Origin of the sequence: Streptomyces sp. NBC_00236 (genome assembly GCF_036195045.1) — a bacterium.
Lineage (GTDB): Bacteria > Actinomycetota > Actinomycetes > Streptomycetales > Streptomycetaceae > Streptomyces.
The window spans coordinates 4,666,382-4,679,934 of sequence record NZ_CP108100.1 but is presented as its reverse complement, the minus strand read 5'-3'; the positions used below and the strand labels follow the sequence as shown (position 1 = coordinate 4,679,934).

General features: G+C 72.6%; 7 protein-coding genes. 4 read left to right on the top strand and 3 right to left on the bottom strand.

Features of this window, described 5'->3' with window-relative positions; translation table 11 throughout:
* Window positions 1–62 precede the first annotated feature (62 nt).
* Both OG446_RS21195 and OG446_RS21190 read left to right on the top strand, forming a co-directional pair.
* Window positions 63–2,516, top strand: a complete 2,454-nt coding sequence (locus OG446_RS21195) for a helicase C-terminal domain-containing protein (RefSeq protein WP_328895525.1) — start codon at window positions 63–65, stop codon at window positions 2,514–2,516.
* 505 nt (window positions 2,517–3,021) lie between these two features.
* Window positions 3,022–4,665 carry a DNA repair helicase XPB gene (locus OG446_RS21190; protein ID WP_328895524.1) on the top strand — a complete coding sequence of 548 codons (1,644 nt, stop codon included), beginning with the start codon at window positions 3,022–3,024 and terminating at the stop codon, window positions 4,663–4,665.
* Between the two features lie 20 nt (window positions 4,666–4,685).
* Here the strand turns inward: OG446_RS21190 and OG446_RS21185 are convergent, their stop codons facing one another.
* Complete coding sequence (locus tag OG446_RS21185) at window positions 4,686–4,874, bottom strand: hypothetical protein (protein ID WP_328895523.1); 189 nt, start codon at window positions 4,872–4,874, stop codon at window positions 4,686–4,688.
* A gap of 401 nt (window positions 4,875–5,275) precedes the next feature.
* On the opposite strand from OG446_RS21185, the gene OG446_RS21180 reads away from it, so the two are divergent.
* Window positions 5,276–7,348 carry a HelD family protein gene (locus tag OG446_RS21180; RefSeq protein ID WP_328895522.1) on the top strand — a complete coding sequence of 691 codons (2,073 nt, stop codon included), beginning with the start codon at window positions 5,276–5,278 and terminating at the stop codon, window positions 7,346–7,348.
* Window positions 7,349–7,392: 44 nt separating this feature from the next.
* Here OG446_RS21180 and OG446_RS21175 read toward each other — a convergent pair whose 3' ends face one another.
* Together OG446_RS21175 and OG446_RS21170 are read right to left on the bottom strand one after the other, a co-directional pair.
* A complete protein-coding gene (locus OG446_RS21175) occupies window positions 7,393–10,044 on the bottom strand; it encodes a glycoside hydrolase family 9 protein (protein ID WP_443050186.1) in 2,652 nt (883 codons plus the stop codon).
* A 259-nt stretch (window positions 10,045–10,303) separates the two neighbouring features.
* Window positions 10,304–10,993, bottom strand: a complete 690-nt coding sequence (locus OG446_RS21170; RefSeq protein ID WP_328895521.1) for a copper homeostasis protein CutC — start codon at window positions 10,991–10,993, stop codon at window positions 10,304–10,306.
* 248 nt (window positions 10,994–11,241) lie between these two features.
* On the opposite strand from OG446_RS21170, the gene OG446_RS21165 reads away from it, so the two are divergent.
* Window positions 11,242–13,542, top strand: a complete 2,301-nt coding sequence (locus OG446_RS21165) for a heavy metal translocating P-type ATPase (protein WP_443050185.1) — start codon at window positions 11,242–11,244, stop codon at window positions 13,540–13,542.
* The last annotated feature ends 11 nt before the right edge of the window (window positions 13,543–13,553 follow it).

Here is a 13,553-nt window from a genome sequence, read left to right as displayed (position 1 = left end):
CTTACCGCCCTGCACCGACGGTAGCGTCCTCGGGCCTGTCCGGAGCGACTACCGTGGGACGGATGGGGATGACCACACCACCGCGGACGCTCGCCGAGGCTCTGCGCGCCCGGGACGACGAGTCACTGGCCGGGCTGCTGCGTGCCCGGCCGGATCTCCTCACCCCCGTGCCCGGCGACATCACCCAGCTCGCGACACGCGCCGGCACCCGTGCCTCCGTCGTCCGCGCCCTGGAGCACCTCGACCGCTTCGCCCTGCAGACCGCCGAGGCCCTGGCCGTCGCACCCGACCCGGCGCCGTACGACATCCTGCTGGGCCTGCTCACGGGCGACGGCCGGGACGACGGGGAGCACCGGGACGACGCGGGCGCCGCGATCGTGGCGGCGCTGCCAGGTGCCCTCGGCACGCTGCGCGAACAGGCCCTCGTCTGGGGCGAGGACGACCGGCTGCGCCTGGTGCGCACCGCCCGTGAACTGCTGTCACCGTCTCCGCAGCACCCCTCTCCCACCGGTCTCGGGCCGACCGTCGCCGAGGCCACCGCCGGCATGTCGCCCGGCCGGCTCCAGGAGATCCTCCACGAGGCGGGGCTGCCCGCCACCCATGACCCGGTCTCCGCGGTCGGCGCCCTCTCCGCGCTGTTCACCGACCGCACCCGGATGGGCGAACTCCTCGACACCGCCCCGGTGGAGGCCCTGTCGGTGCTGGACCGGCTGGTCTGGGGCCCGCCGTACGGCGAGGTCACCCCGAACCCCACCCCGCCCGTGAAGTGGCTGCGTGACCGCGGGCTCCTGCTGCCCGTGTCGACCCGCACCGTCGTCCTGCCGCGCGAGGCCGCGCTGCATCTGCGCGCGGGGCGCGCCCACCGCGTGCCCGAACCGCAGCCGCCCGCCCTTGTCACCGTCGCCGAACGCGATCCACAGGCTGTGGACAGTGCCGCGGCCGGACAGGCGTTCCTCGCGGTGTCCACCGTCGAGGAACTGCTCAAGAGCTGGAACGGTGGCGGCCCCGCGATACTGCGGGCCGGCGGCCTCAGCGTCCGCGAGCTGAAGAAGACCGCCGCCACCCTGGACGTCTCGGAACCCGTCGCCGCGTTCTGGATCGAACTCGCCTACGCGGCCGGGCTGCTGGCCTCCGACGGCGAGGCGGACGAGCGGTACGCACCGACTCCCGCGTACGACGAGTGGACGGAGCTGTCCGCCCAGGACCGCTGGGTGGACCTCGCCTCCGCCTGGCTCGCCGCCACCCGCACCTCGGGCCTGATCGGCGGCCAGGACGCCAAGGGCCGCGCCCTGTCCACCCTCGGACCCGAACTCGACCGCTCCGCCGCGCCGGAGGTCCGCCACCGGGTCCTGGCCCTCCTCGCCGCGCTGCCGCCCGGCACCGCGCCTGACCCCGCGTCCCTTCTCGCCCGGCTCCGCTGGGAACGGCCGCTGCGCGGCGCCTCCGCCTCCGCCGGGGACACCACCGACCTCCGGTCCCGGATCGCCCTGTGGACGCTGAACGAGTCGGAACTCCTCGGCATCACCGGCCGCGGCGCCCTCGCCTCGCAGACCCGCGCCCTGCTCTCCGGCGGACGCGTCGAGGCCGCCGCCCGGCTCGCCCCGCTCATCCCGGAGCCCCTCGACCACGTCCTGCTCCAGGCCGACCTGACGGCCGTCGCCCCCGGCCCGCTGGAACGCCCGCTCGCCGACATGCTCTCCGCGCTCGCGGACATCGAGTCGAAGGGCGGCGCCACGGTCTACCGCTTCACCCCCGGCTCCGTACGCCGCGCCCTGGACGCCGGGCAGTCCGCCGCCGACCTGCACGCCTTCCTCGCCGCGCACAGCCGCACGCCGGTGCCGCAGCCCCTCAGCTACCTCATCGACGACGTGTCGCGCCGCCACGGCCATCTCCGGATCGGCGCCGCCTCCTCGTACGTACGCTGCGACGACGAGGCCGTCCTCAACGAGATCCTCGCCGACAAGCGCTCCGCGACCCTGCGGCTGCGCCGGCTCGCCCCGACGGCCCTGGCCGCCCAGATCGACCCGGCGTCGCTCCTCGACGGCCTGCGCGAGATGGGGTACGCGCCCGCCGCGGAGTCCGCCGAGGGCGACGTCCTGATCACCCGCGCCGGCGCCGTCCGCACACCGCCGCGCCGGGCCCCCGTCCCCGTGCCCGAAGGCCCGCCAGTGCCCGACCCGACCCTCCTCGGAGCGGCGGTCCGGGCGATCCGGGCCGGGGACACGGCGGCGACGGTCGTCCACAAGGAGACCGGCCCCACCGCGTCCGCGGCGGGCGCACTGCCCCGTACGACCTCCGCCGAGACCCTGGTCACCGTCCAGGCCGCGGCGATGACGGGCTCGGCGATCTGGATCGGCTACGTCAACGCGGAGGGCGCCGCCAGCCAGCGCGTGATCGCCCCGGTCCGCGTCGAGGGCGGCTACGTCACCGCGTACGACCACACGGCGGACGAGGTCCGCACGTACCCCCTCCACCGGATCACGGGCGTGGCGGAACTGGCCGACGACCAGACGTGACGTCGCCCCTGGGGCGGTGAGGTTGCGGCGGTCCGGGGTGCGCCCCTGTGCGGTGGGTGGGGGTGGGGTCCCTCCGGGGAGACTCCTCAAAAATGGCGTGTGCACCCGGGTCGTACGCCATTTTCTGCGGGGACTCCCCTGCACGCCCCCACCCGGCATCACCCGCGTCTGCACACCGGCCCTGCGACTGCCGCAGACGCAAGGCGGCCGGTCCGGGGCCGTGCAGGGGAGTCCCCGCAGGACGACGAACGGATACCGGGGTCCGCTGCGTGGGACTGGAAACGTTCGTCGTTTGAGGAGACGCCCCGGAGGGGCACCGGACCCCACCCACCGGGCAACCGCGCACCCCCACGGAGCAAGCCGCACCCATCAAGCCCGTCCGGCGCTTGAGGACGGAACCCCGAGCCCCGGACAGGGGCAACACCACCCCGCCCCCACATACGGCACACTGGAGGTTTGGCCAACCCGCCGCCTCCGGGCGGCCCCGTAGAAAGGGCCGAAGCGCGTGACCGGACCCCTCATCGTCCAGAGCGACAAGACGCTGCTCCTCGAAGTCGACCACGAGCAGGCCGACGCCTGCCGCCGTGTGATCGCCCCCTTCGCGGAGCTGGAGCGTGCGCCCGAGCACATCCACACCTACCGGCTGACCCCGCTCGGGCTGTGGAACGCCCGCGCCGCAGGGCACGACGCCGAGCAGGTCGTCGACGCGCTCGTGAAGTACTCGCGTTACCCCGTACCGCACGCGCTGCTCGTCGACATCGCCGAGACGATGGACCGCTACGGCCGCCTCACGCTCTCCAAGCACCCGGTCCACGGACTCGTGCTGACCTCCACGGACCGGCCGGTTCTGGAGGAGATCCTCCGGTCGAAGAAGGTCCAGCCGCTGGTCGGCGCCCGGATCGACCCGGACACCGTGGCCGTGCACCCGTCCGAGCGCGGGCAGGTCAAGCAGACGCTGCTGAAGCTGGGCTGGCCCGCCGAGGACCTCGCCGGGTACGTGGACGGCGAGGCGCACCCGATCGACCTGGACGAGAACGGCTGGGCGCTGCGGCCCTATCAGCAGCAGGCTGTCGAGGGGTTCTGGCACGGCGGGTCCGGGGTCGTCGTGCTGCCGTGCGGGGCAGGGAAGACCCTGGTCGGGGCGGGTGCGATGGCGCAGGCCAAGGCGACCACGCTGATCCTGGTCACGAACACCGTCTCGGCCCGGCAGTGGAAGCACGAGCTGGTGAAGCGGACGTCGCTGACCGAGGAGGAGATCGGCGAGTACAGCGGTACGCGCAAGGAGATCCGCCCGGTCACCATCGCCACGTACCAGGTGCTGACGACCCGCAGGAAGGGCGTCTACCCGCACCTGGAGCTGTTCGACTCCCGCGACTGGGGTCTCGTGATCTACGACGAGGTGCATCTGCTGCCCGCGCCCGTCTTCAAGTTCACCGCGGATCTCCAGGCGCGGCGCCGGCTCGGGCTCACGGCGACGCTCGTGCGGGAGGACGGCCGCGAGTCGGACGTCTTCTCGCTGATCGGGCCCAAGCGGTTCGACGCCCCGTGGAAGGAGATCGAGGCGCAGGGCTACATCGCGCCCGCCGACTGCGTCGAGGTACGGGTCAACCTCACGGACAGCGAGCGGCTCGCGTACGCGACCGCCGAGGCGGAGGAGAAGTACCGGTTCTGCGCGACGACCGCGACGAAGCGCAAGGTCACCGAGGCGCTGGTGCGCAAGCACCAGGGTGAGCAGACGCTGGTCATCGGGCAGTACATCGACCAGCTCGACGAGCTGGGTGAGCACCTGAACGCCCCGGTGATCAAGGGCGAGACCAGCAACGCCCAGCGCGAGAAGCTGTTCGGCGCCTTCCGGGAGGGCGAGATCAGCGTGCTGGTCGTGTCGAAGGTGGCGAACTTCTCGATCGACCTGCCGGAGGCCACCGTCGCCATTCAGGTGTCGGGCACGTTCGGTTCGCGTCAGGAGGAGGCCCAGCGGCTGGGCCGGGTGCTGCGGCCGAAGGCAGACGGGCACGAGGCGCGGTTCTACTCGGTGGTCGCGCGCGACACGATCGACCAGGACTTCGCGGCGCACCGCCAGCGGTTCCTGGCGGAGCAGGGCTACGCGTACCGGATCGTGGACGCGGACGAGCTGCTGTCGGACAACTGAGAGGGTGCGGAGGGGCGGGTTCAGCTCCTGCGGCGGACGCCCGCCTCCTCCGCGTACTCGCCGAGTACGACGACGCCGAACGCGGCCCTTGCGTAGACCTTGACGGCGCGCAGCGCGTCTCCGGCGCGGTGGCTGTGGGAGTGACCGGTGGCCGCGGTCGCGCCGTGCGCGGGGCCGGTCCTGCGGGGGTTCAGGGTGACGGTGCTCATGTCTCCATGGTGCTCCGGCCGGGTGTGCCGCCGCGTCGGTCCGGAGGTGGAAGCCCGTGGTCGCGCGTCTACCCCCGTGGTCGCATGCCGTCCCCTACGGGGTGGAGGGCCGCCCTCGTCCTCCGCGGGGGTGGAGGGCGGCCGAAATTCGTTCGCGCCCGGCCTGGACGGTCGATACAATCGCCGGTCTGCCCGCCTCCCGCACCGTGGTACCGGCCGTCCGCAAGGACCCGCGCCGGCAGCCGGGGGAGCGCCGCCGACCGGACGGAAACCGGCCGACAGCCGTACGTACGGCCACGTGCGTACCAGTGATCGATCCCCGAGCGGACCGCATCGCCCCCGAAGGACTGACCGGGGCGGGGGCGGTCCGCCGTCCTGCGTTGAATGCCGGAGGCAACACCGTGCCCGCGCACGAACACGAAAGCGACACCACCACCGACCCTCTCGCCCATGAGCGCGCCCATCTCGCCGCCTCACGCGCCGCCCTGCGCGCCATGCGCGAGGACGCCCAGGCCCTGAACATCCGCGATGTCACGGCGAACTGGGTGAACGCCGCAGTGCTCCAGGCCCAGATCGCCGACCGCATCAAGTCGCTCGCCGACCTCTCACACACCCCGCTGTTCTTCGGGCGGCTGGACTACCTCCATGTGGTGGGTGCGGCGCAGGCCGAGGGCGCGGAGGGCGAGCAGTTCTACATCGGGCGCCGCCACGTCCATGACGCCGACGGTGATCCGATGGTCATCGACTGGCGTGCGCCGGTCTCCCAGCCGTTCTACCGGGCGTCCCGGAAGGACCCGCTCGACGTCGGCCAGCGGCGCCGCTTCGGTTACACGGGCGGCGAGCTGACCGCGTACGAGGACGAGCACCTCACCGACCCTTCCGAGGCCGCGCAGACGAGCAAGCTCCTCCAGGCGGAGATCGAGCGGCCCCGTGTCGGCCCGATGCGTGACATCGTCGCGACGATCCAGCCCGAGCAGGACGAGATCGTCCGCAGCGACCTCGGCGGCACCGTGTGTGTGCAGGGCGGGCCCGGCACCGGGAAGACGGCCGTGGGCCTGCACCGGGTGGCGTATCTGCTGTACGCGCACCGCGAGCGCCTCGCCCGTACCGGGACGCTCGTCATCGGGCCGAACAAGTCCTTCCTGCACTACATCGAGCAGGTGCTGCCGGCTCTCGGTGAGCTGGAGGTGAAGCAGGCGACGGTCGACGACCTGGTGACGGCGCAGGTCGAGGTCCGGTCCACGGACGAGGCGCGGGCCGCCGTCGTGAAGGGCGACGCCCGGATGGCGGAGGTGTTGCGCAGGGCGATCCGTTCGCACGTGACGATGCCCGTCGAGCCGGTCATGGTGGTGCGCGGGTCGCGGCGCTGGCGGGTCCCGGCGTACGAGATCGAGGAGATGGTCAAGGAGCTGCTGGCCAGGGACATGCGGTACGGGGCCGCGCACGAGGCCCTTCCGCAGCGCATCGCGCACGCCGTGCTGGTGCGGATGGAGGAGGCGGGCGAGGCGCCCGACGACCGGGTGCAGAACGCGGTGGCGCGCACCCCGGCGGTGAAGGCGGCCGTGAAGGCGGTCTGGCCCGCAGTCGAGCCGTCGAAGCTGGTGCTGCGGCTGTTGTCGGACCCGGAGTTCCTGGCCGCGCACGCGGACGGGCTGCTCGGCGAGGACGAGCAGAAGGCGATCCTGTGGACGAAGCCGGCCCGCAGCGTGAAGGCGGCGAAGTGGTCGGCGGCGGACGCGGTGCTGATCGACGAGGCGAGTGATCTGGTGGCGCGTACGCACTCGCTCGGTCATGTCGTCATCGACGAGGCCCAGGACCTCTCGCCCATGCAGTACCGGGCGGTGGGCCGGCGGTGCTCGACCGGTTCGGCGACCGTGCTCGGTGACCTGGCGCAGGGCACGACCCCGTGGTCGACGCAGAGCTGGGAGCAGGCGCTGCACCATCTGGGGAAGTCGGACGCGCTGGTGGAGGAGCTGACGGCGGGCTTCCGTGTGCCGCGCGAGGTGATCGCGTACGCCTCCCGGCTGCTGCCGGTGATCTCGCCCGGGCTCGCGGCGGTGGAGTCGGTGCGTGAGTCGCCCGGTTCGCTGTCGGTGCGGGAGGTGACGGGTGCGGAGGCGCTGGACGCTGCGGTGGTCGCGGCGTGTGCGGAGTCCCTGGAGCAGGAGGGTTCGACCGGTCTGATCGCCGCCGACGCGCGCATTCCGGCACTGGCCGGGGCGCTGACCGCGGCGGGCCACAGCTACCTCTCCCCCGGCCAGGAGACGACCGCCGAGTCCCGGCTGACGCTGGTCCCGGCGTCGCTGGCGAAGGGGCTGGAGTACGACTACGTGGTGCTGGACGAACCGGCCGCGGTGGTCGACGGCGAGCCCGACGAGCGGACGGGGCTGCGCCGGCTGTACGTCGCGCTGACCCGTGCCGTGTCGGGGCTGATCGTCCTTCACGCGGCGCCGCTTCCGGAGGAACTGGCCTGACGTACGCGGGGTGGGGGCGGGGCCCGCCCCCACCCCGCGTTCGGTCAGCCGGCCGTGCAGGCCCTCCCGTTCAGCTTGACCGTGCCCGGGTCGGCGGCCGCGCCCGAGACGCTGCTGTTGAACCCGAAGTCGATCTCCGCGCCCGGTGCGAGGGTGCGGTTCCAGGACAGCGGTGCGGCGGTGACCGTACGCCCGTACTGGGCGAGTTCGGCGCTCCAGGTGTGGCTGAGCTGCTGGTCGCCCGGAAGCAGCCAGGTCAGGGACCAGGGGGTGAGCGCCTCGGTTCCGGTGTTCTTCACCGTGACCGTGGTGGTCGAGCCGGTGCTCCACGGGTGCGAGGAGTACGTGACGCGGCAGGCGCGGGCCGGGCCCGCCCCGTCAGCGGCGTCGTCCAGGTAGGAGGCGATGTAGGCCAGCGGTGCGTTCCAGTTGATGGCGACCTCGTTGGTGGCGTACGAGCCGATGTCGTCGAGGTAGCACATCGCCGCCGCACAGCCCGTGAGCTTGGCCGCGGCCTCCGGGTCACCGGAGGTGGGGGCGGTGAGGTTCGGTCCGCCCGCCAGGGAACCGGCCGGCGGGTGGGGCAGGTCGGGGTCGCTCTGGTGCGCCCACGTCCGGTGGTGCTGGTTCTGCGAGCTGCGCTCGCCGTATCCGGTGACGTAGGACTGGTTCAGCGGGTTGCGCCCGAAGAGGTAGTCGGCGCCGCGCAGTACGGCGTCGCGGTACCCGGCCTTTCCGGTGAGGTCGGCCGCGGTGGCGAGCACGATCATGTTGTTGAGCACCTGGCTGTTGGATCCCCAGGCGTAGTTCTGGCCGGCCGGGGCGTACGGGACGCCGTAGAGCTGGTCCCGGGTCTGGGCGGCGTAGCGGTCGGCGGCCGTGGTCACCACGGTGCGGACCTGGGCGAGCTGGTCGGCGGTGAGGTCATTGGGGACGGTGGCGAGGGTCAGGACGCCGAGCCCGGCGGTTCCGCCCCACCACATGCCGCCGTCGGCCGGGAAGACCTTGTCGGTGTCGCCGTGCAGCGGCGACGCGAGGAGCGCCTGGCGGTAGGTGTCGGCGCCGGTGGTGGTGAAGAGTTCGGCCGCGGCCCAGTAGAACTCGTCGGAGACGTCGTTGTCGCTGTAGGTGCCGCCGCCCGTGCCGTCGTTGGGGTCGGCGAGCACGTCCGGGTGGGCCTTCGCCGCGGTCCACGCCGTCTCGGCCGCCGTACGGCACCGGTCGGCGAAGTCCGCGTCGTACGGGGCGTAGAGCCGGGCGCACTGGGCCGCCGCGGCGGCCAGGTTCAGGGTCGCGGCGGTGGACGGCGGGTGCAACTCGCGCTGCTGGGGGTCGAGATGGGGCAGCAGCGGCAGGCCGGTCCACTGGGCGTCGTGCATCTTGTGGTGGACCATTCCGGCGAGCGGCTGCCCGGCCGGGACCTGCATGCGCATCATGAAGTCGAGTTCCCAGCGCGCCTCGTCGAGGATGTCCGGCACGTCGTTGCCGTGCTCGGGCACTCGCAGTGCGCCGTCGCCGAGTTCGGCGGACTCGGCGCCGTCTGCCGTCAGGGTCCGCTCGTACGTGTCCATCAGCTCGGCGACCGCGATGCCGCCGTTGACGACGTACTTGCCGTGGTCACCGGCGTCGTACCAGCCGCCCCGCACATCGAGCCGGTAGTCGCAGACGCCCGGCTGGCAGGGCACGTCCGTGTCGCCCTTGTTGGGGGCGACTCCGAGGTGTCCGGCCGGGCGCGCGTACTGCTCGCCGACGAGGTCCGCGTCGATCTCGATGCCGCTGCGGTTCTGGTAGAAGTACGCGAGCGAGTCGCCGCGCAGCGCGTCGTAGAGGTCGGCCCCGATGGAGAAGGGCTCGCTGACCTGCCCGTCCGCCTCGACGGTGTACCCGTCTCCGGCGGTCGTGACGTCGCCGAAGTCGAAGGTGTGGACGTTCTGGCGGGAGGTCGGGTCGACACCGCCCGGGACGGTGGTGCCGGTGGCGGCGGCCGATCCGTCGGCGGCCCTGAGTGTCCAGGGCAGGGGCTCGGTCGCGTCGGTGACCAGGGTGCCTTCCTTGGGGCCCTGCGGGAGGTAGCCGACCTGGTTGACGCGGACCCGCGAGCCGGTGTCGGGCACGTACACGGGCGGTTCGGCACCGCCGCGCAGGGACACGTCGTCGAGACAGAAGGTGGCCGCCTCGTCGCTGCCGCCTATCTGGAAGGCGAGCTGGGCGGCGTCGCGGTCCGCGGTCGCGGTGAAGAAGTGCGTGACGGGGGCCGCTTCGGTGCCGATCTGGTCGGTCGAGGAGAGGTCCGTGGTCCACGGGTCGACGGCCAGTTGCACATTGGTGTGGATGGACAGCGGTGTGGTGGAGGTGGCCGTATAGGTGAGGCTGTACGTCTCCCCCGCGACGAGCGGGATGTCGTTCTGGCCGACGATCACGTCCCACGGGTTGGCCGTTCCGGCCGGTACGTCGGTGCAGAGCCGGCCGTCCGTGACCGCGGCGGCGGTGTTGGCGGTCCACCACCAGGGCGCGGTGCCGGCGGCGAAGTCACCGTTGGTGATCTGCTCCGGGGCCGGTTCGGCGTCCTCGGCGGCGGCGCCCGGTGCGGTGAGGACACCGCCGAACAGGGCGGTGAGAGCTAACGTGCCGAGCACTCGGCGGCCGCGCCGGGCGCGGGCGCGACCGGTGGGGGACGGGGGCGGAGAGGCGTTCACCGGGGGCCTTTCGGTAGGGGCGAATACGTCCAGGGGGTGGCGGATGAGCGGTGGGAACGCTCCCATGAGCAGTAGAAAATGCCGGGGAGGCACCGTGGGAGCGTTCCCACACCGCCGTGTCGCCATTGTGAAGCCGGGGGCGTTTGTTGCGCCAGGGTCATGACAGCACGAGCCTGCGAACGCCGCCGGAAACGACTGGGGGGCGGGCTGCCGTGTCCCGGCATCCCGCCCCCGCCCTCAAAGTCCGCACGCGAATGCCCTACCCGTCGAGCACGTCCCGCCACTGCCGTACCGCCGCCACGTCCACCGGCCCCGCCCAGCCGCCCGGCCGGGCCGCTCCGCCGATGTGGACGGCGTCGATGCCCGCACCCAGCAGCTCCGGCAGGTGCTCCAGGCGCAGACCGCCACCCACGAGGATCTGGGGCTCGTACCCCGGCTCGCCCTTGCGTGCCGCCTCGACGATCAGCGTGGGGATGCCGTCGTCCACCCCGGCGGCCGAACCCGCGGTGAGGTAGGTGTCCAGGCCCGGCAGGTCGGCGAGGGACTTGCGCAGCGCGTCCCGGTCGGCCGCGCGGTCGATCGCACGGTGGAACGTCCAGCTGCAGCCGTCCAGCTCGGCGACGATCCGCTCGACCGCGACGAGGTCGGGGTGGCCGTCCTCGTCCAGGAAGCCGAGCACGAACTCGTCCGCACCCTCCGCCCGGAGTTCGCGCGCCTTGCGGACGAGGACGCCGACGTCGCCGGCCGCGAAGCCGTCCGCCACCCTGAGCATCACCCGCAGCGGGATGTCCACCGCCGCGCGGATCGCCGCGAACGTCGCGCAGGACGGGGTGAGGCCGTCCGCCGCCATGTCGGTGACCAGCTCAAGCCGGTCCGCACCACCCGCCTGGGCAGCGACCGCGTCCTCCGCGTCGAGAGCGATCACCTCCAGGACTGCACGGTTGCTCATGGGAACCCAATCCTCCAGAAACCATCAATAGGTCTAGTCCAATGCCAGCCTACGGGGCGGTAGGCCTGGGGCGCAGCCTCACCGTGAACGCGAAGATACGCGAGGCCGGACGCATGGCCGTCGACCGGACGCGCGCGGTCCGCGGTTCCCTCGCAGATCACCCTTGCGTTCGCATAGGGGCAGGGGGTATACCTGAGTCATCAATACATACCCCCCAGGGGTATGTAGGACCGATCGAAGGAGGCCCCGTGTCCGCGCAGACCGCAGCCACCACCGGCACCACTGCCCCCAGTGGCTCCACCGGTACCGGCGTCGCCGCAGAGGTCGAGCTCGCCATCGGCGGCATGACCTGTGCCTCGTGCGCGGCCCGTATCGAGAAGAAGCTCAACCGGATGGACGGGGTCGAGGCCACCGTCAACTACTCCACCGAGAAGGCCAAGGTCAGCTACCGGGGCGAGGACGTCTCCGTACAGGACCTGATCGCCACGGTCGAGAAGACCGGCTACACCGCGCACGAGCCCGCTCCGCCGGTACGCGGCGGCGACGCCCCCGCCGGGACGGTGGAGGCGGACGAGCTGCGCCAGCTGCGGCAGCGGCTGATCACCGCGGTCCTGCTCGCGGTGCCGGTGATCGCGATGTCGATGATCCCGGCGCTCCAGTTCGACAACTGGCAGTGGCTCTCCCTCACCCTCACCGCCCCCGTCGTCACGTACGCCGCCTGGCCCTTCCACCGTGCCGCGTGGACCAACGCCCGGCACGGCGCGGCCACCATGGACACGCTGATCTCGGTCGGCACCTCGGCCGCGTTCCTGTGGTCGCTGTGGGCACTGTTCTTCGGCACCGCCGGGATGACCGGCATGACGCACCCCTTCGAGCTGACCATCGGCCGCAGCGACGGCTCCGGGAACATCTATCTGGAGGCCGCCGCGGGCGTCACCGCGTTCATCCTGGCCGGGCGCTACTTCGAGGCCCGTTCCAAGCGGAAGGCGGGCGCCGCGCTGAAGGCGCTGCTGGAGCTCGGCGCGAAGGAGGTCACCGTCCTGCGCGAAGGCCGTGAGGTCACCGTGGCCACGGAGGATCTCCGGGTCGGTGACCGGTTCCTGGTCCGCCCGGGCGAGAAGATCGCGACCGACGGCACCGTGGTGGAGGGCAGTTCGGCGGTGGACGCGTCGATGCTCACCGGTGAGTCCGTGCCCGTCGAGGTCACGGTCGGCGACACGGTGACCGGCGCGACGCTGAACGCGGGCGGCCGGCTCGTCGTCGAGGCGACGCGGGTCGGCGCCGACACCCAGCTGGCGCGGATGGCGAAGCTGGTCGAGGACGCGCAGAACGGCAAGGCCGCGGCCCAGCGGCTGGCCGACCGGATCTCGGCGGTGTTCGTCCCCGTCGTGATCGCGCTCGCGCTCGGCACGCTCGGCTTCTGGCTGGGCAGCGGGGAGGGCCTGACGGCCGCGTTCACGGCCGCCGTCGCCGTACTGATCATCGCCTGCCCGTGCGCCCTGGGCCTCGCCACCCCGACCGCCCTCATGGTCGGCACCGGACGCGGCGCCCAGCTCGGCATCCTCATCAAGGGCCCCGAAGTCCTGGAGACCACCCGCCGCGTCGACACCATCGTCCTCGACAAGACCGGCACCGTCACCACCGGAAAGATGACCCTCCAGACTGTCCACACCGCACCCGGCACCACCGAGAACGACGTCCTGCGCCTCGCCGGAGCCCTGGAACACGCCTCCGAACACCCCATCGCCCAGGCCGTCGCCACCGGAGCCACCGACCGCACCGGCGCCGCGCTCCCCACCCCCGAGGACTTCGCCAACGTGCCCGGACTCGGCGTCCAGGGCATCGTCGAGGGCCACGCCGTCCTGGTGGGCCGCGAGCAGCTGCTGTCCGAGTGGGAGATCCACCTGCCCGTGGAGCTGGCCCGTCGCAAGGCCGAGGCGGAGGCCGCCGGCCGTACCGCTATCGCGGTCGCCTGGGACGGCGAGGCGCGTGCGGTCCTGGAGGTGGCCGACGCGGTGAAGGACACCAGCGCGGAGGCGATTGCGCGCCTGCGCAGGCTCGGCCTGACACCGATCCTGCTGACCGGCGACAACCGGGCGGTCGCGGAGTCGGTCGCGGCCGAGGTCGGCATCGACGAGGTGTACGCGGAGGTCATGCCGCAGGACAAGGTCGACGTCGTCAAGCGCCTCCAGGGCGAGGGGCGTTCGGTCGCTATGGTCGGCGACGGAGTGAACGACGCCGCGGCCCTCGCCCAGGCCGACCTGGGCCTCGCCATGGGCACGGGCACGGACGCCGCGATCGAGGCCGGCGACCTGACCCTGGTACGCGGGGACCTGCGGGCCGCCGCGGACGCGATCCGGCTGTCACGGAAGACCCTCGGCACCATCCGTACGAACCTGTTCTGGGCCTTCGCCTACAACGTGGCGGCGCTGCCGCTGGCCGCGATGGGCCTGCTGAACCCGATGATCGCGGGGGCCGCGATGGCGTTCTCCTCGGTGTTCGTGGTCGGCAACTCGCTGCGGCTGCGCGGGTTCCGGGCGGGGGTGTAGGGCACTGCCGT